The following is a 17,084-nucleotide window of genomic DNA, read 5'->3' as shown; positions in this document are numbered from 1 at the left end:
CGATTGCAAAGGTGTCACCACGGTAGCGGCCGATGTGGCGCGGTGAACAGGGGGCCCTGGCAGTTCTTGCGATGATCGGTCGGTGACCAGCTCCGAGCCGCCTCAGCACGCCCATGGCCACTCCCACGCGCACGGCCACGGGCCCGCAGCGCCCGTCTCCCGGCACCTCCGCAAGGTCATCGCGGCGGTGCTGATCCCCTTCGCCGCCGCGGTCGTCATCGCTCTGGTCGTGCTGTGGCCGGGCGGTGCACCGGGCCATCAGCCCTCCGGCGTCGGCTTCGACCAGCCCACCGAGCAGGCCAGGGTCGTCAAGGTGGCGGAGGTAAACTGCGCGGACGTACACGCCCAGCCGCAGCAGCCTCAGCAACCTTCGCAGCAGCAACCCCCAGGGGCGCAGGGAGCGGGCCCCGGCGACCACTGCGAGCGCGCGTCCATCGAGGTCGTCACCGGCTCGGACAAGGGCCACGTCTTCGAGACCGTCATCACGCCCGACGCCTCGCGCCACTACACCGCCGGGCAGAAGGTGGTGGTCGCCTACTCTCCCAAGGCGCCCCGGGATCTTCAGTACGCGGTCACCGACGTGGACCGGACCTTCCCCATGTGGGCGCTGGCCGCGCTCTTCGCGCTCGCGGTGGTCGCGGTGGGACGGCTGCGCGGCGTGCTGGCCCTGGTCGCGCTGGTGGCCAGCTTCCTGGTTCTGACGCTGTTCATCCTCCCGGCGATCCTCCAGGGCTCCAACCCCTTGGTGGTCGCGGTGGTCGGCGGCAGCGCGATCATGCTGATCGCGCTGTATCTGTGCCACGGCCTGACCGCCCGCACCTCGGTGGCCGTGCTCGGCACGCTCGTCTCACTGCTGCTGATCGGCCTGCTGGGCTCGGTGTTCATCGGCTGGGCGCTGCTGACCGGCAACACGGACGACACCACCAACCTGGTGCACAGCCTGTATCCCGGCATCGAGATCCGCGGGCTGCTGCTGGCGAGCATCATCATCGGCTCGCTGGGGGTGCTCGACGATGTGACGGTCACCCAGACCGCGGCGGTGTGGGAGCTGAAGGAGGCGGACCCGTCGGCGAATTGGCGCCGGCTCTACAAGGCGGCGATGCGGATCGGGCGCGATCACATCGCCTCGGTCGTCAACACCCTCGTGCTCGCCTACGCGGGCGCGGCACTCCCGTTGCTCCTGCTGTTCACGATCGCACAGAGCAGTGTCGGTACGGTCGCCACGAGCGAGGTGGTCGCCGAGGAGATCGTCCGTACGCTGGTGGGCAGCATCGGGCTGGTGGCGTCCGTGCCCGTGACCACGCTGCTGGCGGCGCTGGTGGTCTCCGCGGACCGGACCAAGGGCGCGTCCGCCTCCGGCGGAGCCGCGCGAAGTCCGCTTCCCGCACCGTCGGTTGGAGGTACGCGGCGCGGGGGCCGCGGGCGGCGCCGCAAGCGCTGACCGCTCGCCGCGGCGGCCCGTGCTCAGCGCGCGCGTTGGGCCTCGGCCAGGATGCGGTCCAGTTCGGCCTCCAGCGTGCCGCACACCTCTTCCGTACCGAGCGGCACCAGGCGGTCCGTACGGTCCAGGAAGGCCACCAGGGGCGGCGCCGCGACGCGGAACAGGGCGCGTTCGGGGCCGACTTGGAGGCTGATGAAGACGTCGCTGAGGTGTTCGGCCGAGGACGGCGCGATGCGGACATCGCCCTCGCCGGCGGGTCCGCTGAGCCCGTCCAGCAGGAGTTCCCTGCCGAACACCCAGGTCACCGGCACATCGCCGGGGAGGTCGAAGGTGAAGCGGACGGCGTAGGGGTCGGCGCGGTCGAATTCCAGCTCCACCGGGATCCGGAACGAGAGCTCCTCTGACACCAGGAAGCTCATGATCACTTCTGCCTGAACTGTGTCGGTCATCAACCTCTGCCCGTAGTTGATCGGAGATGGCCAGGAATCATCCCCCGTGGCTCCATTGACGCCATCGTCTGTCACGTGCACACGGATCACAAGGAGTGATTTTTCAGATACTGATAGAGAAAGCGAGTGTCGTTAGCGTCGCTTCCGCCATTCTCTGTAGTTGTTCAGTTACGGAGCGCAGTCGATCGGCCTCGTCCGCGGGAAGAGAAATCGCCAGGGTCGCGGCGGCCGAGCCGACCTGGATCGGGATGGCCGAGCATACTGTGCCCACGGCATATTCCTGCTGCTCGTAGGCGACTTGGGCGCGGCGCACCGCATCCAGGCGGTGCAGCAGACCGTCCTCGGTCCGCAGGGAGTACGGCGTGATGGATTGCACCGGATACCGCGCGAGGTGGTCCTTCCTGGAGTGCTCGTCGAGCTGGGCGAGCAGGCACTGGCCGATCGCGTGGGCGTGCGCGGTGGAACGGAAGTCCGCCCACTCCTGAACGGGCGGCCGCTCGGGGTCGTCGGTGACGGCCACGACCTCGATCTCACCCTCGCGGTACACCGCGAAGTAGACGGCGGCGCCGATGAGTTTGCCCGCCGCGGACAGCGCATCGGCGATCCTGGCGCGCTGTTGGCGCTGCGCACCGGCGCGGCCGATGGAGTCGGCCGCCTCGCCGAAGACGAACACGCCGTTCTCGCGCCGCAGATAGCCCTCGTGGGTCAGCGTCCGCAGCAGGTGGTACGTGGTCGGCAGAGGTAACCCCGCCTCTCTGGCGAGCTGTTTGGCGGGCGCCCCGTCGGGGTGTGCGCCCACCGCCTCCAGCAGGCGGAGCGCTCGCTGCACCGATCCGATCAAGGTGGGATGCGAAACGGATTCACCATTCACCGTTGCCAACGCCAACCCCCTGGTCAGGTCACCGGGGCAACTGGGCCCCGGCCGCGGGACCAGCTCCCACGGCGCCCGCGTCTCCCAGGGGGCCCGTCGTCGACGCCCGGCCCGGACTCGGCTCACTCGGTATTTTCCGGAACGTCACCATCCGGAAGACGCCTGCGATCCGCACTCTAACTTGGGGCACAGGGGCGGTAAGCCGATTAGCTTGCGAGTTAACTCACCTGGCGCACCGCGTGACCGAGGGTGACGTTACGAAGTGCCACAAGTGCACCGGGTGAACGCGCGGCGCACGGAAGGCCCGGGCCGTGTGCCCCGTACCGAGGACGGCTGCGCGCCCGTCCCCGCGCCGGCCGGCGGGCCCGCAATGCCGCGCGCCCCGCTCCTGGAGAGAAGCGGGGCGTGCGGGCAGGTGAGGCGACGGGCGCCAGGGGTCACCAGTCGTTGCGCGAGGAGGACGAGGAGGAGCCGGTGACGCGGCGTATCAGGTACACCACACCCGCGATCAGCGCGACGGCGATCAGGAGCTTGAAGAGCAGCGAGGCCAGCCAGCCGACCACGGTGGCGATCAGTCCGCCGAAGACCACGAGCACGACCACGGGCACCACGATCCACAGCACCCACCACGGAAGTCCCGCGACTATCCCCTTGCCAGCCATTGCTCTGCCCTGCTTTCTGCGCTGTGCGCTGTGCTGCGCTCCGTCGCGTCGTATGCGGTGTCCCGTCCCCCAACACCCTCGATGCTAGGCGGGCGGCCGGCGGATCGGGGGCCTCGCGGCCCCGGCCCTCCCCTGAACGATCCCCTACGGGTCGAGGGGGCCGGACTCACCTTTCGGGCGGAGAGAAGACCACCAGGACCCGCAGATCCTCGCTGATGTGGTGGAAGCGGTGCGCCACCCCGGCCGGAACGTACACCACGCTGCCCCGCCCGACCTGCGTCGTCTCCATGTCCACCGTGATCGAGGCGCGCCCGCTGACCACGACGTAGACCTCGTCCTGGTTGTGCGGCTGCTGCGGGTCCGTTTCGCCGGCGTCCAGGGCGTAGAGCCCCACGGACATGTTCCGCTCCCGCAGGAACTGCAGATACGCGCCGTCGTTGGCGGCCCGCTCGATCTCCAGCTCGTCCAGTCGAAATGCCTTCATGTCCTCCACGCCCCTTGATGAGACCGTCGCGGCCCCTTGGTGCGACCGCCGTGTCAGCCGGGCCGTCGTGTCAGCCGGGTCTGCGACGATCACACCATGAAGAATTTTCTGGTCAAGACGATCGCCAATGCCGCGGCGCTTGCCGTGGCCATTTGGCTTCTCAACGACATCACGCTGACCGGTGAGAACACCGGCCGCAAGGTGCTGACCCTGATTCTCGTCGCGCTGATCTTCGGGCTGGTCAACTTCCTCGTCAAGCCCGTGGTGAAGCTGCTGTCCTTCCCCCTGTTCATCCTCACCCTCGGCCTGATCACGCTGGTCATCAACGCCTTGATGCTGTTGCTGACCTCCTGGCTGGCCGGCCGGTTCGACCTCGCCTTCCATGTGGAGGGCTTCTGGACGGCGGTGCTGGGCGGCCTGATCATCTCGATCGTCTCCTGGGCGATGCACATGATCCTCCCCGACGAGAAGGACTGACCTCTTGTCCTCCCCCCACGCCCCTTTCCGCATCTGCTTCGTGTGCACGGGCAACATCTGCCGCTCACCCATGGCCGAGGCCGTCTTCCGCGAGAAGATCCACGACGCCGGGCTCCAGGGCCTGGTCGAGGCCGGCAGCGCCGGGACCGACGGCTGGCACGAGGGCGACGGAGCCGACCGCCGCACCACCGCCGTCCTGCACGCGGCGGGCTACACCGAGCACCACACCGCCCGGCAGTTCCGGCCCTCCTGGTTCGGCGAACTGGACCTGGTGATCGCGCTGGACAGCGGCCATCTGCACGAGCTGCGCCGCCTGGCGCCCACCCCGCAGGACGCGGCCAAGGTGCGCCTGCTGCGCTCCTACGACCCCGCCCGGCCCGCCGATCTGGACGTGCCCGACCCCTACTACGGCACGCAGGCCGGGTTCGAGGAGTGTCTGACGATGGTGGAGGCGGCGAGCGAAGGGCTGCTGGCCGAGGTGCGATCGGCGCTCACCGGCGAGAAGACCGGCGCCACAGCCGACCAGAACGCCGGCGCCCAGGCCGGCGAGAAGGAGCCCACGCGCACATGACAGGTGACAGCACCCGGGCCGTACGAGCCGGGCTCCCGGCCCCCCAGGCCCATGAACCCGCCCTCCCCGGGCCGGTGTTCGCCGCCCACTACCACCTGCCCGGCGAGGCCACGGGCCCGTACACCTACGGCCGCGACACCAACCCCACCTGGAGCGGGCTGGAGGCCGCCCTCGGCGAGCTGGAGTCGCCCGGCGCCCCCGCCCACGCCGTCGCCTTCGCCTCCGGAATGGCCGCGATATCGGCCGTGCTCTTCTCCCAGCTGCGCGCCGGGGACGCGGTCGTCCTGCCCAGCGACGGCTACAACCTCCTCAAGGCCGTACGCGAGCGCCTGGAGAGCTACGGGGTGGAAGTGCGCACGGCCCCCACAGCGGGCCTCAGGCAGCTCGAAGTCCTGGACGGCGCCCGCCTGTTGTGGCTGGAGACGCCCTCCAATCCGGGGCTGGACATGTGCGACATCCCGCGCCTGGTCGAGGAGGCCCACCGCCGCGGGGCGCTGGTGGCCATGGACAACACCCTGGCCACGCCGCTGGGGCTGCGCCCGCTGTCCTTCGGCGCCGATTTCGCCGTCGCCAGCGGCACCAAGGCCCTGACCGGCCACGGCGACCTCCTGCTGGGCTACGCCGCCACCGGCGACGCGGCGCTGGCGCAGTCCGTACGGACCTGGCGCAAGACCGTCGGCGCGATCCCCGGCCCCATGGAGGCCTGGCTCGCCCACCGCTCCCTGGCCACCCTCGCCCTGCGGGTACGCCGGCAGTCCGCCACCGCGCTCACGCTCGCCCAGGCCCTGAGCGGCCGGGACGAGGTCAGCGGGCTGCGCTACCCCGGCCTGCCCGGCGACCCCTCCTACCCTCTCGCCGCCCGCCAGCTGCGGCAGTTCGGGGGCGTGGTGTCCTTCGTGCTGCCCGGGCGGGCACACGCCGAGCGGTTCCTGGCGGCGCTCACGCTCGTGGACGACGCGACCAGCTTCGGGGGCGTACGGTCCACCGCCGAGCGGCGCGGACGCTGGGGCGGCGACGCCGTGCCGGAGGGCTTCATCCGCTTCTCCGTCGGCGTCGAGGATCCGGAGGACCTGGTGGAGGACGTCCTGCGGGCCCTGGATGCGGCGTCGGCCCAGGGCTGAGTGGCGCGGCTACGTCAGGCGGGCTGGCAGGGTATCCCCCCTCGTTACCCTGCCAGCCCCGGTTCAACGCGCAACGAACCGCACAATCAAGGCTAGTTGACTCAGCGTCAGTGTCCAATCACGCTAGCGGCACAGTCCTATCGACAAATTTATAGTTGTCCCTCGACCAGGCATCCCGGCGTGAAGGGGTACGGATGGATCTGGCGCTGCTGCGCACGTTCGTCACGGTGCACCGAGCCGGCTCCTTCACCCGTGCCGCGGCGCTGCTGGGCCTCTCGCAGCCCGCGGTGACCAGTCAAATCCGGTCATTGGAGCGCCAATTGGGCAAGCCTCTGTTCTTGCGCAGGGCCCGTGGCGTCACTCCCACCACAGTCGGCGACGAGCTCGCGCACAAAATCGCCCCGCATCTGGACGCCCTCACCGAGATCACCGAGGCCGGCCTGGACGAGGAGTCGGTCTCCCACACCCTCCACCTCGCCGGTCCCCCCGAGTTCACCTCCGAGCGCGCGCTGCCCGCCCTCACCCCCCTCATCGACCAAGGGCTGGCCGTACGCACCGCCTTCGGCCCCGCCGAGGACCTGCTCTCCGGGCTCGCCGCGGGCCACCACGACCTGGCCATCACCACCGCCCGCCCGCACGGCGGCCTGCTCACCGCCACTCCGCTGTGCGACGAGGAGCATGTGCTGATCGCCGCGCCCCGCTGGGCGGCGCGGCTCGGCGGCCCGGCGGTCGTGCAGGCCAGGGGGTTACCCGCGCTGGACCCCGTCCCCCTGGTCGAGGTGCACGAGACGCTGCCGCTGGTCGCCCGCTATTGGGCCGCGGTCTTCGACGCCAAACCCACCACCTCCGCCGCGGTGGTGGCCTGCGACCTGCGGGCGGTGCTGGCGTGTGTGGCGGCGGGCGCCGGGCTGGCCGTACTGCCCCGCTATCTGTGCGACTCCGCGCTGGACACCGGCGAGGTCGTGGCCCTGCTGGACCCGCCGGTACCGCCGCTGCGCACGTACTTCCTCGTCGTACGCACCGGCACCCTGGCGCTGCCGCACATCGCGCGCACCCACGAGTGGCTGCTGCGGGCGGCCGTGGACTGGTGAGGGCGCGTACGTGACGGTCCGGTGATTCCGACACGTCGTGGCGCGTGGGTTTCGTGAGGCGCCGAGTGCGGCATCTGTCCCGTATGACCGTACGGCCAGTCGTCAAACGCACCGCCCGCGCGATCCTTCTCGACGGCGACGACCTCATTCTCATCAAGCGCACCAAACCCGACCGCAACCCGTACTGGATCACTCCCGGCGGTGGCGTGGAGCCGGAGGACGCCACCGTCATCGAGGCCCTGCACCGCGAACTGGACGAGGAGCTGGGGGCCAAGGTCACCGACGTGGTCCCGGTCTTCGTCGACACCGTCGAGCACTTCAGCGACGGCGGGGTGGACGGCGTGAAGGTGCAGCACTTCTTCGTCTGCCGACTGGACTCCATGGACCTGTCCCGGCGCCACGGCCCGGAGGTCGAGGAGCCCTGCGGCCACTACGAAGTCGTGCGGGTGCCCTTCACCCGGGTCGGGATCGCCTCGGTCGAGGTCGTACCGCTCTCGCTGCGGCACTACCTCGACGGCAACATCGAGGGCGTACGGGCCATGCACGCGCCGGATCTGGGCTGAGCCGGCGCGCCGCGTGCGTCGGAATCCGGCCAAAGCTGGGCGGGGCACAGCCTCTGAGGCGCCGGGCTGTGGCGGGCGGTCCCACGGCGGGCCGGGCTACGGCGGGCGGGCCCTTGTGGACCGGCCCGCTGTGAACCGGCCCGCTGCGGACCGGCCCGCTGCGGCTCAGGCGAACCAGCCCCGGAAGGCGGCCTCCTCCTCGGCCGGACGCCGCTGCTGTGCCCGGGTGAGGACCCGCTCCGCCGCCTCCCGGAAGTCGGAGCGGACATCCGGCTGCCGATGGGCCTGCGGCCGCTGAGCGCGCGGCTGTCCCTCCGACGCCCCGTACGCGGCGCGCTCGCCCGCCTGCGCCGCCGCCCCGAAGAAGTCGCCGCCCTTGCGCCGTACGTCGTCCGTCCCCCAGGCGCGGTCGCCGCGCTGCCCCGCCGGGACCTTCTGCAGATGCGGGATGTGCTTGGCGCAGTGGATGTAGGCCTCCTCGATCCCCACCTGGACCCACAGCTGGGCACGGCGGCCGGGCACCGGGTCGACGGGCAGTCCGGGGTGGTGCGCGCGCATCTCCTCGTCCCGCACGACGCGCGCGTGGCCGTTGATGTGCAGGCCGATGCGGTCCCGGGTGAAGTCGATCATCAGGATGCCCAGCCGGGGGTTCTCCGAGATGTTGCCGACCGAGGCCATCACGCCGTTGCCGCGGTACTCGGGGTAGGCCAGGGTGCGCTCGTCCAGCACCTGTACGAAGCCGGGCGGGCCGGCCCGGAAGGTCGAGTCGCACTCGCCGTGGCGGTCCGCCGTGGCCAGGAAGAACATCTCCTGGCGGGCCACGAACTCCCGCATACGGACGTTGAGATGGTCCAGCACCTGCTCGTCGTAGAAGCGGTCGGCGCGCTCGGTCGTGCCCAGGCGCCGCTGCACCACGTGCTCGCCGTCGCTGCCGGGACGCACCCGCCGCTCCGGCGCCTGCCGCTCCGGTTCCTGAAGGTTCTGTACGTGCCCGTCCTGTGTGTGCCCGTCCTGTACGTACTGGCCCTGTATGTGTCCGGTCTCTGCTGCCAAGACCTCAATCTCCCGCCGCGACCAGTTCTTCTATGGAGTCGTGCCGTATGCGGTCGGACGGCATGCCGACCCCGACCAGTGCGTCCACACTGCTGCGGATCATTCCGGGCGGCCCGGACAGATACGCGTCGTACTCCCGCCACGGCCCGTACTGCCGTACCGCGTCGGGGAGTTGGCCGCTCAGGCTCTTCAAGGGGCCGCCTGGCCCCCCGTACACGACGACCGGGCGGACGGCGAGCCAGGGATGGGCCTGCTCCAGCCGCAGCATGGTGTCGATGTCGTACAGGTCGTGGTCGCTGCGCGCTCCGTAGAAGACCTCGACGGGACGGCGGTGGCCGCGCTCGGCCACGTCCTCGACCAGCGCCTTGATCGGCGCGATGCCGGTGCCGCCGCCCAGGCACAGCAGTCCGTTGTCGGTGCTGTGGTCCACGGTCATCGATCCGGCGGGCGGGCCGAGGCGGATGACATCGCCCGGGCGGGCCCGGTGGACCAGCGCGCCCGAGACCCAGCCGGCCGGAACCGCCTTGACGTGGAAGGAGAGCAGGCCGTCCGAGCGCGGCGCCGAGGCGAAGGAGTAGTGCCGCCACACGCGCGGCCACCAGGGGGTCTCCAGGCTCGCGTACTGCCCGGCGAGAAAGGGGTAGGGCTGGTCGGGCCGTACGGTCACGACAGCGATGTCAGGCGTGCGCAGCTCGTGCGAGACGACCTCGGCCTGCCACCAGGCGGGCGCCACCGCCTCGTTCTCGGCCGCCGCGTCGATCATGATCTGGGAGATCGTGGTGTACGCGCGCACCCAGGCCGCCTCCGCCTCCGGCCCCCAGGTGCGGGGGGCATAGCGGGCCAGCGCGCTGAGCAGGCACTCCCCGACGGCCGGGTAGTGGTCGGGCAGGGTGCCGTACTTGCGGTGGCCGCGGCCGAGGTGGGAGAGGTACTCGGTGAGGGTCGCGGCGTCGTCGGCGTGCTTGGCGGCGGTGAGCAGCGCCCTGAAGAGGCGGTCGCGCTGGGCGTCCATGGCGGCCGGGAAGAGCGCACGCAGATCGGGGTGCCGTACGAACAGCAGCGCGTAGAAGTAGGACGTCACCTTGTCGGAGATGGGCTCGATCTCGGCCATGGTGCGGCGGATGAGGGCCGTGTCGGGGGAGGCGTCCAGCAGATCCGCGGCCAAGGCGGCGGCCTCGGTGCCCGCGCTCCTGGCCGGGCGGGCGGGCCACGGGGCGGGCTGCGCGGACTGGGCGGGCGCGGGCAGCGCCGCCTCCCGCAGCGGGCGCCGCACCGGCTCGTGCACGGGCTCGGGCTCGGCGGCCTGGCGGGGCTCGGGGACGCGCGGCGGCTCGGTGACGAGCGGCGGCTCGGGAGCACGCGGCGGCCCGGCGGCCCGTGCGGGCTCGGCGGTCCGTGGCGCTTCCTGCGGTACGGGGGCTTCCAGCGGTGCGGGGGCTTCCGGCTTTCTGGGGGCTTCCGGCGCGGTCGCTTCCGGCCCGGGATCGCGGCCGCGCTCGGCGGCGGTGCCCACGGGCCTTATCGGGTTGACCGGCCGGCCGGGTATCCGGTGCCGGTCATCCATTTCGCCCCGCTCGCCCTGCTCGCTCTTGTCGTGCTGTTCCCGCCGAGTTTGACCGTCTTGTTGCTCATCGGGTTCATGCTGCCCCTCCGGGCAGTCGTCGGGGGACTTCTTCGACGGAGTGAACCAACCCCAATCGCCACTGCCGCCAGAAGAGCCGTTATCGGCCGTCGTGGTGGTCGGAGCGTCCATGGTGTGCCTCGCCTCGAGCGTCTTTCGGTCGTCTACGCACTTCCGTGGTTCGGAACGTGCCCGGAATTCCCCCGCGCTGCATCGGAATTCTTCATCGCACCCCGTTGATCCGAGCAAACCCTCCAAAGCGGACAAGTGTCATGTTTCGCCGCATTGTGCGCGGCCCTCGTCTCCGCAGCATGCCACCCCGGTCCACCACACCGGACAAATAGCCGGAAGTCCGGGTACCGATCGCCTCGCCGCCGCTAGGCTGGCGGGCTCCGCATGCCTGGTACGCCCCCACGGGCGCCCTCACCCCGTCGAACGGGACTCGACCATACCGTCAGAAGTTGAAACCACAACCCCTTGATCCGCGACACCTGCACACCCCCACCGAAATCACCGGCGCACGGCGAACGTCCCGCACCCTCCAATTCTTTGCACACGCGCGGCGAATGCGTGGCGTATTGACAGGAATTACCGGCCGGTCCGCACCAGTTCGTACGCCTCGCGCAGATCACGCCCCGCGTACGCATATGAGGCCAGTTCGCTGACATGGTGGTCCGCATTCACCGCGACCGACTCACGAAGCACCGAGAACAGCTCGGTGTCGGACATCGAATCCCCGTAAGCGACGCAATCGTCCCTGGTCAGCCCATATTTCGCGGACAGTTCGTCCGCGAGGCGCACCTTCGCCGCCGCGGAGAGAATGCCCGCCGGGTCCACCTGCTGGCGGAAGGGCAGCTCCGGCCAGCGCGATCCGTACGCGGCATCCGCGCCCCACGCCAGCAGCCGTTCGACGAAGAAGTGCGGCGACAGCGAGATCACCGCACAGCGCTCCCCGCGCTCGCGGATGTCCGCCCACACCTCCCGGATCCCGGCCAGCCACGGCGCCCCCTCGAAGGCCGCCGCGACCTGCGCATCGGTCAGCTCGCTCCACAGCTCCACGGCCAGTTGCGCATAGCGCGGCGGGTCCACCTCCCGCGCCACGAAGGCCCGCTCCAGCTCGGCGATCTCGCGCTCCAGCCCCAGCTGCCGGGATATCTCGATGGCGGCGGCGGACCCGTACATCAGCGTCCCGTCCAGGTCGAAAAGGTGCAGCCGCCCCTTGGAGCGCACGGCTTCCTCTGCCCTCTCGGGCCGCGTTGTCCCCATGATGCTCATGCTCGCGAGCCTAGGCCGTACTCGGATACGCGTACCAGGGGATACTCCCGCCGTCAGACGCGCCACGGACCTCAGCGGGCCACCGTGAGTGTCATGCAGCAGCTCACCCGCCCGGTCCGCCGGGCCACCCTCGCACTCCACGTCACCGTCTCCGTCGGCTGGCTCGGGCTGACCCTCGGGCTGCTGGCGCTGGGCCTCACCGCCTACACCACCGGCTCCTCCGAGACCGTCGCGGCCGCCTACCGCTCGATGAAGATCTTCATCGACTGGCTGGTCGTGCCGATCGCCCTGCTGACCGTGGTCTCCGGGGTCGTACTGTCCCTGGGCACCCCTTGGGGACTGGCCCGCTACCACTGGGTACGCAGCAAACTGTGGCTGACGATCGTCGCGGCGGGCGCCACCGTCTTCTCACTGCGCCCGGAGATCGGCAGGGCCGCGGCCGCGGTCGAGGCGGGGCGTCCGGAAGCGGACTTCAGCCTCGTGATGGCGCCGTCCGTCGCGCTGTCGCTGTATCTCTTCTGCACCGTGATCTCGGTGCTCAAGCCCTGGGGCCTGACACGACGAGGCCGCCGACTGCGTCATGCACAGTCGACGGCCAAGTCGGCGTCCTCTTCTGCGGCGAAGGCGATCAACCGCCATCGTCAACCGGTGAGTTGACGACCATCGAGAGCGCCGTTTCACGTGAAACCATCGATCCAGTAGGCCAGTTGACGACCTGCCTCCAGTTCCCCGTGCCCCAATAGGAGGCGCGGGGAACTGCGCGACCGTCCCCACCGTCCTGCAGGTGCACGACCGCACCTCCAGCGGGACGCCGCAGTGGCCCCCGTCAGTTCAGGCCAGCGGCCTCCATCGCGGCGGTCGCGATCCGGTGGTCCTGCTCCGGTGCCCCGCCCCCGACGCCGATGGCGCCGATCAGCCGGCCGTCGCGGTGCAGCGGCACCCCGCCCGCGATGAACAGCAGCGGCCGGTCCAGCGCGGTCGGCAGGGTGTGGAAGAGGCCGTCGGGGCGTACCGCGTCGACGAGTTCGGCGGTCGGCGCGTCCAACTGGAGGGCCGTGTAGGCCTTGCGGGTGCTGGTCTCACCGGAGATCAGCACCGCGCTGTCGTCGCGGCGGAAGCCCAGCAGATGGCCGCCCGCGTCCAGGACGGTGATGCTGCCGCGCACTCCCAGACCCTCGGCGGCACTGCGGGCGGCCTCGATGAGGGTGTCCGCGTCGTGGGTGGTCAGGGTGCGGACGGCGGTGGTCGTGCTCATGGGGTACTGCTCCTTGTAACGGTGTGGCGGTGCTGGTCGGTGCGGAGGCCGCGGGCCCTGCCCGGCAGGGGCCCGCGCGGCGGGTTTTGTGAGAAGTACGGCCGCGGGCACGGGGTGGGTGCCGCCGCACGTGCGGCCGTCTCCACGGACGTTCGGTACTTCCCAGGGGCGTACGGCTCAGTGCTGCTCGACGCGTACGGCCTGCCGGGGGCGGTCCTGCGCGGTGACCGCGGCCTGCTCCTGGCCCGGTCCTCCGGCCGCGACCACCTGGCCGTGGCCGGTGCCCACGCCGCGCCGCTCCAGGGTCACGGCGATGATCGCGACGCCCACGGCGCCGAGCGTCATCAGCGCACCGACCCAGTTGGGCGCGGTGTAGCCGAAACCGGCCGTGATGACGATGCCACCGAGCCAGGCGGCCAGTGCGTTGCCGAAGTTGAAGGCCGCGATGTTGCCGACGGAGGCGAGCGTGGGGGCGGAGGCGGCGTTGTCCATCACGCGCTTCTGCAGCGGCGGTACGGTCGCGAAACCGAAGGCGCCGACCAGCGCGATGGTGATGATCGCGGCGACCTTGTGGTGCGCGGTGAAGGTGAACGCGCCCAGGGAGAGGGCGAGTCCGATCAGCGAGATGAACAGCATCGGCATCGGGCGGCGGTCGGCGAGCCGGCCGGAGAAGAGGTTGCCGACCATCAGTCCGCCACCGAAGGCCATGGTCAGCCAGATCACGGAGGACGGGGCGAAGCCGGCGACCTCGGTCATCATCGACGCCAGGTAGGTGCTGGCCGCGAAGACACCGCCGAAGCCGAGGACCGTCATCAGCATGGCGAGGCCGACCTGCGGGTTGCGGAAGACGGCGAGTTCGCTGCGCATGCTGGAGGCGGCGGGTCCGGGCTGGGCCGGTACGAGCTTGGCGATACCGGCGATGCCGACCAGGCCCAGCGCGGCGATGGCGAGGAAGGTGGCCCGCCAGCTGACCTGCTGGGCGAGCAGCGTGCCGACCGGTACGCCGACGACGTTGGCGAAGGTCAGACCGGCGAACATCACGGAGATCGCGGTGGCCCGCTTGGCGGGTGCCACGAGGTCGGCGGCGACGATCGCGCCGATGCCGAAGAACGCCCCGTGCGTGAAGGACGAGACGACCCGGCCCACCAGCATCAGCCCGAAGGCGGGAGCGAGGGCCGTGATCACGTTGCCCACGATGAACAGCCCCATCAGCAGCGTGAGCATCTGCTTGCGGGTCATCCGGGTGCCGACGGCGGTCATCAGCGGCGCGCCCACGACGACGCCCAGGGCGTAGAGGGTGGTCGCGTATCCGGCCAGGGGGATGGAGACACCGAAATCGGCCGCCATCTGGGGCAGCAGGCCCATGGTGGCGAACTCGGTCATCCCGATGCCGAAAGCGCCGATGGCCAGCGCCAGGAGTGCGAGAGGCATGACAGGGCCCTTCAAGCTGAGTGACTGCGAAACTGGTTGCCTACGAGCCTTACGAGCGAAAACAATAATTGCAGACGCGGACTAAATGCAAGCGCGGGATATTTCGAACGTGCCCTATCCTGGACCGCACGGACCTGTACGGCCCCGCATACGGACCTGTAAGGAGGGCTGCCATGACGCAGCAGACTCAGCAGCGGAACCCCGCCCGCGGCCTAGCCCAGGGCTGGTGCGCCCTCTCCGCACTGCACGGCCGCCTCGAGGCGCACATCGAACGTGCCCTCCAGGCCGAGCACAACCTCAGCGTCCGCGAGTTCTCGGTGATCAGCGTGCTCAGCGAGCAGCACGACGGTCCGGGCGGCCATCTGCGGATGCACCAGGTCGCGGACTCCGTCGTGCTCAGCCAGAGCGCCACCACCCGCCTGGTGACCCGGCTGGAGGAGCGCGGTCTGCTCTCCCGCTATCTGTGCACCGACGACCGGCGCGGCATCTACACCGATGTCACCGACGCGGGGTACAAGCTGCTGGAAAAGGCCCGTCCCACGCACGACCGGGCCCTGCGCGAGGCGCTCGAAGAGGCGGCGAAGCGGCCGGAGTTGGCGCCGCTGGTGACCGCCGTCGAGAACCTGGCCCCTGCCTCGTAACTCCGCTCTTCTCCTCGCGAGCCCCGCCGGGAGCCCGCCACAGGGCCCTCGACGGGGCTCATCCGTTCTCCGGCCCGCCCTCCGGCCTGTTCCCGCCCTGTCGCCCGGACCGCTCCCGCGTCAGGGGCGCGGCATAAGGTCGCGCTCATGAGCGATATCGAGTTCCGCCGTGCGACCGAGGACGACCTCCCCGCCATCGTGGCGATGCTGGCCGACGACGCCCTGGGCGCCACCCGCGAGTCCCCCGACGACCTGACCCCGTACCGGGCGGCCTACCAGAAGCTGGCCGCCGACCCCCACCAGCACCTGATCGTCGCCGTACGCGACGCCCGTACGGTGGGCACCCTCCAGCTCACCGTCATCCCCGGCCTCTCGCACCGCGGCGCCTCCCGCGCGACCATCGAGGCCGTACGGGTCCACTCCGACGAGCGCGGCAGCGGCCTGGGGACCCAGCTCATACAGTGGGCGATCGCCGAATCCCGCACGCTGGGCTGCTCGTTGGTGCAGCTCACCTCCGACGCGACCCGCGTGGAAGCGCACCGCTTCTACGAGCGCCTCGGCTTCGACGCCTCCCACCTGGGCTTCAAGCTTCAGCTCTGAGTACGGGCCGCGGAGCCGTCCGCGCCGCGCGCCCGCCGTCTGGCCCGGTGCGCCTTCTGCCGACAGGCTCCGCCGCAGTACCGCGCGGGCCGGCCCGTCCCCGACACCGGGACCGGCCCGCCGCACACCTCACAGCGGGTTTCGTTACGTTCCGCCGCCCGATCCGGAAGTTTCGTTACGTTGCGCCCCGCACGCAGCCCATCGCACATCAGCGCCGTCATCCGCCCCGGCACCCCGACCGTCGCCCCCGCTCCCGACCTGTTCCGCTCCATGGCCACACACCCGGCGAGCAGCACCCTGACATCGTCGAAGCGGACGTCCTTCCGTACCTCGCCCGCCACTTGAGCCCTCGTCAGCAAGACCTCAAGAGCTTCCCCGAAGGCCCGCTCGACCCCCTCGGAGGGCTGGAATCCCCCTTCGCCCACCGCGCCCAGCACGTCGCACAGCGCCTTGTTCCGCGCCGCCAGCCGCACCACCGACGCCAGGAAGCGGAAGAAGACCCCACCGGCGTCCTCGGCGTCCGCCAAGTCCCTTGCGGTGTCGGTGAACAGCTGGATCCGGTCCGAGACCGTCGCTCTGAACAGGGCTTCCTTGGAAGGGAAATGGCGGTACACCGTCCCCGCGCCCACCCCGGCCCGGCGCGCGATCTCCCCGAGCGGAACCCCCAACCCCTGTTCCTCAAAGGCGGATCGGGCCGCCTGCAACACCAGCGCCCTGTTCCGCCGGGCATCCGCACGCGAGGGTCCCGAACCGCCGTCCACCATGCGTATGCCTCCTGCGAAATCCGCGACACCCGGGCCGGTCCTTCCGCACATTCAACCGGGTCGCTCATTCCGATTCTAGAGCAGCCCCTGAACAAGATCGTTAACGACGGGCGCGGCGGCGCCACGAGATCCACGGAAAACGGGGCCGACCGGCGCCCTGCGAGCAAACGCAGCACCGCGCGCCCCGCCCCGGCCCGATGTCCTGCGACATCCGGCTGGAGCCGGCAGCGGCAGCAGGGCGAGCGCGGCATGGAGCCGGGGGCCGGTCAGCGGGCTGCCACCACCCCCTGCTCCCGGCCGAGGCAAGGCCGACCGTGGCACCGAGGACCGCAAAGGCCCGGCTTTGTGCGCGCCCCTGGAAGGAGATCTGCAGGACGGACGGCACCTGCGGGGAGAGCATCGCGGCACCGGCCGCCTCAGGGGCGACCTCCACCACTGCTGACACCGGGATCAACTCCCTTGTTGATGACTCCCCTTGGGACTTCTCCACTCTCATTCCGGCAGAGATCTTGAACAACGGCAATCCCGGCAGGGCCAATTGCCAAGCCTTATCGGTACGCAGAGACCAGGCAGGACCGGCCCGCCGACCGACACTCCGCACAACTCACAGGGCAGCACCGAACTCCCCCGCTCCACACCTCGTTTCACGTGAAACATCGCCCGCCCCCACCCCGTTTCACGCGAGCCCACACGCAAAACGGGGTCGTGTTTGTC

19 protein-coding genes are annotated in these 17,084 nt (G+C 70.6%); 9 read left to right on the top strand and 10 right to left on the bottom strand.

Going from position 1 to position 17,084, the window contains the following annotated elements; translation table 11 throughout:
• Positions 1–82 precede the first annotated feature (82 nt).
• Positions 83–1,441, top strand: coding sequence for a YibE/F family protein (locus AC4IJH_RS23485; RefSeq protein ID WP_490853788.1), 1,359 nt, complete (start codon positions 83–85; stop codon positions 1,439–1,441).
• Between the two features lie 23 nt (positions 1,442–1,464).
• Here the strand turns inward: AC4IJH_RS23485 and AC4IJH_RS23480 are convergent, their stop codons facing one another.
• From AC4IJH_RS23480 to AC4IJH_RS23465, 4 genes are all read right to left on the bottom strand, one after another.
• A complete protein-coding gene (locus AC4IJH_RS23480; RefSeq protein ID WP_490853787.1) occupies positions 1,465–1,890 on the bottom strand; it encodes an SsgA family sporulation/cell division regulator in 426 nt (141 codons plus the stop codon).
• Positions 1,891–1,993: 103 nt separating this feature from the next.
• The gene (locus tag AC4IJH_RS23475) at positions 1,994–2,770 is read right to left on the bottom strand and encodes an IclR family transcriptional regulator (RefSeq protein ID WP_490853786.1); all 777 of its coding nucleotides are present in this window, start codon (positions 2,768–2,770) and stop codon (positions 1,994–1,996) included.
• A gap of 428 nt (positions 2,771–3,198) precedes the next feature.
• Positions 3,199–3,423 (bottom strand): DUF5326 family protein, encoded by a 225-nt coding sequence (locus tag AC4IJH_RS23470; RefSeq protein ID WP_490853785.1) that lies wholly within the window; start codon positions 3,421–3,423, stop codon positions 3,199–3,201.
• Positions 3,424–3,589: 166 nt separating this feature from the next.
• Positions 3,590–3,907 (bottom strand): cupin domain-containing protein, encoded by a 318-nt coding sequence (locus AC4IJH_RS23465; RefSeq protein WP_490853784.1) that lies wholly within the window; start codon positions 3,905–3,907, stop codon positions 3,590–3,592.
• A 96-nt stretch (positions 3,908–4,003) separates the two neighbouring features.
• Between AC4IJH_RS23465 and AC4IJH_RS23460 the strand changes: the two genes are divergently transcribed.
• From AC4IJH_RS23460 to AC4IJH_RS23440, 5 genes are all read left to right on the top strand, one after another.
• On the top strand, positions 4,004–4,384 hold the full coding sequence (locus tag AC4IJH_RS23460) for a phage holin family protein (protein WP_490853783.1): 381 nt from the start codon (positions 4,004–4,006) through the stop codon (positions 4,382–4,384).
• Positions 4,385–4,454: 70 nt separating this feature from the next.
• Positions 4,455–4,955: a low molecular weight protein-tyrosine-phosphatase gene (locus AC4IJH_RS23455; RefSeq protein ID WP_490853836.1), complete on the top strand. Its 501-nt coding sequence runs from the start codon at positions 4,455–4,457 to the stop codon at positions 4,953–4,955.
• Positions 4,952–6,076: a cystathionine gamma-lyase gene (locus AC4IJH_RS23450; RefSeq protein WP_490853782.1), complete on the top strand. Its 1,125-nt coding sequence runs from the start codon at positions 4,952–4,954 to the stop codon at positions 6,074–6,076. The genes AC4IJH_RS23455 and AC4IJH_RS23450 overlap by 4 nt, the downstream gene beginning before the upstream one ends.
• Before the next feature lie 194 nt (positions 6,077–6,270).
• Positions 6,271–7,167, top strand: a complete 897-nt coding sequence (locus AC4IJH_RS23445; RefSeq protein ID WP_490853781.1) for a LysR family transcriptional regulator — start codon at positions 6,271–6,273, stop codon at positions 7,165–7,167.
• A gap of 83 nt (positions 7,168–7,250) precedes the next feature.
• Positions 7,251–7,730, top strand: coding sequence for an NUDIX domain-containing protein (locus tag AC4IJH_RS23440; protein ID WP_490853780.1), 480 nt, complete (start codon positions 7,251–7,253; stop codon positions 7,728–7,730).
• A 165-nt stretch (positions 7,731–7,895) separates the two neighbouring features.
• On the opposite strand, the gene AC4IJH_RS23435 is transcribed toward AC4IJH_RS23440, so the two are convergent.
• From AC4IJH_RS23435 to AC4IJH_RS23425, 3 genes are all read right to left on the bottom strand, one after another.
• Positions 7,896–8,642, bottom strand: a complete 747-nt coding sequence (locus tag AC4IJH_RS23435; protein WP_490853835.1) for a pyridoxamine 5'-phosphate oxidase family protein — start codon at positions 8,640–8,642, stop codon at positions 7,896–7,898.
• 145 nt (positions 8,643–8,787) lie between these two features.
• Positions 8,788–10,536 (bottom strand): globin domain-containing protein, encoded by a 1,749-nt coding sequence (locus AC4IJH_RS23430; protein ID WP_490853779.1) that lies wholly within the window; start codon positions 10,534–10,536, stop codon positions 8,788–8,790.
• 456 nt (positions 10,537–10,992) lie between these two features.
• Positions 10,993–11,670 (bottom strand): HAD family hydrolase, encoded by a 678-nt coding sequence (locus tag AC4IJH_RS23425; RefSeq protein WP_490853834.1) that lies wholly within the window; start codon positions 11,668–11,670, stop codon positions 10,993–10,995.
• A 102-nt stretch (positions 11,671–11,772) separates the two neighbouring features.
• Between AC4IJH_RS23425 and AC4IJH_RS23420 the strand changes: the two genes are divergently transcribed.
• Positions 11,773–12,336 (top strand): DUF2269 family protein, encoded by a 564-nt coding sequence (locus AC4IJH_RS23420; RefSeq protein ID WP_490853778.1) that lies wholly within the window; start codon positions 11,773–11,775, stop codon positions 12,334–12,336.
• Positions 12,337–12,505: 169 nt separating this feature from the next.
• Here the strand turns inward: AC4IJH_RS23420 and AC4IJH_RS23415 are convergent, their stop codons facing one another.
• Both AC4IJH_RS23415 and AC4IJH_RS23410 read right to left on the bottom strand, forming a co-directional pair.
• The gene (locus tag AC4IJH_RS23415; RefSeq protein WP_490853777.1) at positions 12,506–12,934 is read right to left on the bottom strand and encodes a GlcG/HbpS family heme-binding protein; all 429 of its coding nucleotides are present in this window, start codon (positions 12,932–12,934) and stop codon (positions 12,506–12,508) included.
• Positions 12,935–13,111: 177 nt separating this feature from the next.
• Complete coding sequence (locus tag AC4IJH_RS23410) at positions 13,112–14,365, bottom strand: MFS transporter (protein ID WP_490853776.1); 1,254 nt, start codon at positions 14,363–14,365, stop codon at positions 13,112–13,114.
• A 173-nt stretch (positions 14,366–14,538) separates the two neighbouring features.
• Between AC4IJH_RS23410 and AC4IJH_RS23405 the strand changes: the two genes are divergently transcribed.
• Together AC4IJH_RS23405 and AC4IJH_RS23400 are read left to right on the top strand one after the other, a co-directional pair.
• Positions 14,539–15,006 (top strand): MarR family winged helix-turn-helix transcriptional regulator, encoded by a 468-nt coding sequence (locus AC4IJH_RS23405; RefSeq protein WP_490853775.1) that lies wholly within the window; start codon positions 14,539–14,541, stop codon positions 15,004–15,006.
• A 147-nt stretch (positions 15,007–15,153) separates the two neighbouring features.
• Positions 15,154–15,606, top strand: coding sequence for a GNAT family N-acetyltransferase (locus AC4IJH_RS23400; RefSeq protein WP_490853774.1), 453 nt, complete (start codon positions 15,154–15,156; stop codon positions 15,604–15,606).
• Here AC4IJH_RS23400 and AC4IJH_RS23395 read toward each other — a convergent pair.
• Positions 15,597–16,370 (bottom strand): TetR/AcrR family transcriptional regulator, encoded by a 774-nt coding sequence (locus AC4IJH_RS23395; RefSeq protein ID WP_490853773.1) that lies wholly within the window; start codon positions 16,368–16,370, stop codon positions 15,597–15,599. The genes AC4IJH_RS23400 and AC4IJH_RS23395 overlap by 10 nt on opposite strands.
• Between the last annotated feature and the right edge of the window lie 714 nt (positions 16,371–17,084).

Source organism: Streptomyces sp. UF-297, assembly GCF_058245575.1.
This window is presented reverse-complemented; position numbering and strand designations above follow the sequence as displayed.

What these genes read in the sequence shown, in the direction of transcription:
- AC4IJH_RS23480 (WP_490853787.1), bottom strand. Translation starts at nt 1,890, where the DNA reads ATGACCGACACAGTTCAGGCAGAAGTGATCATGAGCTTCCTGGTGTCA.
- AC4IJH_RS23470 (WP_490853785.1), bottom strand. Translation starts at nt 3,423, where the DNA reads ATGGCTGGCAAGGGGATAGTCGCGGGACTTCCGTGGTGGGTGCTGTGG.
- AC4IJH_RS23465 (WP_490853784.1), bottom strand. Translation starts at nt 3,907, where the DNA reads ATGAAGGCATTTCGACTGGACGAGCTGGAGATCGAGCGGGCCGCCAAC.
- AC4IJH_RS23460 (WP_490853783.1), top strand. Translation starts at nt 4,004, where the DNA reads ATGAAGAATTTTCTGGTCAAGACGATCGCCAATGCCGCGGCGCTTGCC.
- AC4IJH_RS23455 (WP_490853836.1), top strand. Translation starts at nt 4,455, where the DNA reads ATGGCCGAGGCCGTCTTCCGCGAGAAGATCCACGACGCCGGGCTCCAG.
- AC4IJH_RS23450 (WP_490853782.1), top strand. Translation starts at nt 4,952, where the DNA reads ATGACAGGTGACAGCACCCGGGCCGTACGAGCCGGGCTCCCGGCCCCC.
- AC4IJH_RS23445 (WP_490853781.1), top strand. Translation starts at nt 6,271, where the DNA reads ATGGATCTGGCGCTGCTGCGCACGTTCGTCACGGTGCACCGAGCCGGC.
- AC4IJH_RS23440 (WP_490853780.1), top strand. Translation starts at nt 7,251, where the DNA reads ATGACCGTACGGCCAGTCGTCAAACGCACCGCCCGCGCGATCCTTCTC.
- AC4IJH_RS23430 (WP_490853779.1), bottom strand. Translation starts at nt 10,536, where the DNA reads ATGGACGCTCCGACCACCACGACGGCCGATAACGGCTCTTCTGGCGGC.
- AC4IJH_RS23425 (WP_490853834.1), bottom strand. Translation starts at nt 11,670, where the DNA reads ATGGGGACAACGCGGCCCGAGAGGGCAGAGGAAGCCGTGCGCTCCAAG.
- AC4IJH_RS23420 (WP_490853778.1), top strand. Translation starts at nt 11,773, where the DNA reads ATGCAGCAGCTCACCCGCCCGGTCCGCCGGGCCACCCTCGCACTCCAC.
- AC4IJH_RS23415 (WP_490853777.1), bottom strand. Translation starts at nt 12,934, where the DNA reads ATGAGCACGACCACCGCCGTCCGCACCCTGACCACCCACGACGCGGAC.
- AC4IJH_RS23410 (WP_490853776.1), bottom strand. Translation starts at nt 14,365, where the DNA reads ATGCCTCTCGCACTCCTGGCGCTGGCCATCGGCGCTTTCGGCATCGGG.
- AC4IJH_RS23405 (WP_490853775.1), top strand. Translation starts at nt 14,539, where the DNA reads ATGACGCAGCAGACTCAGCAGCGGAACCCCGCCCGCGGCCTAGCCCAG.
- AC4IJH_RS23400 (WP_490853774.1), top strand. Translation starts at nt 15,154, where the DNA reads ATGAGCGATATCGAGTTCCGCCGTGCGACCGAGGACGACCTCCCCGCC.
- AC4IJH_RS23395 (WP_490853773.1), bottom strand. Translation starts at nt 16,370, where the DNA reads ATGGTGGACGGCGGTTCGGGACCCTCGCGTGCGGATGCCCGGCGGAAC.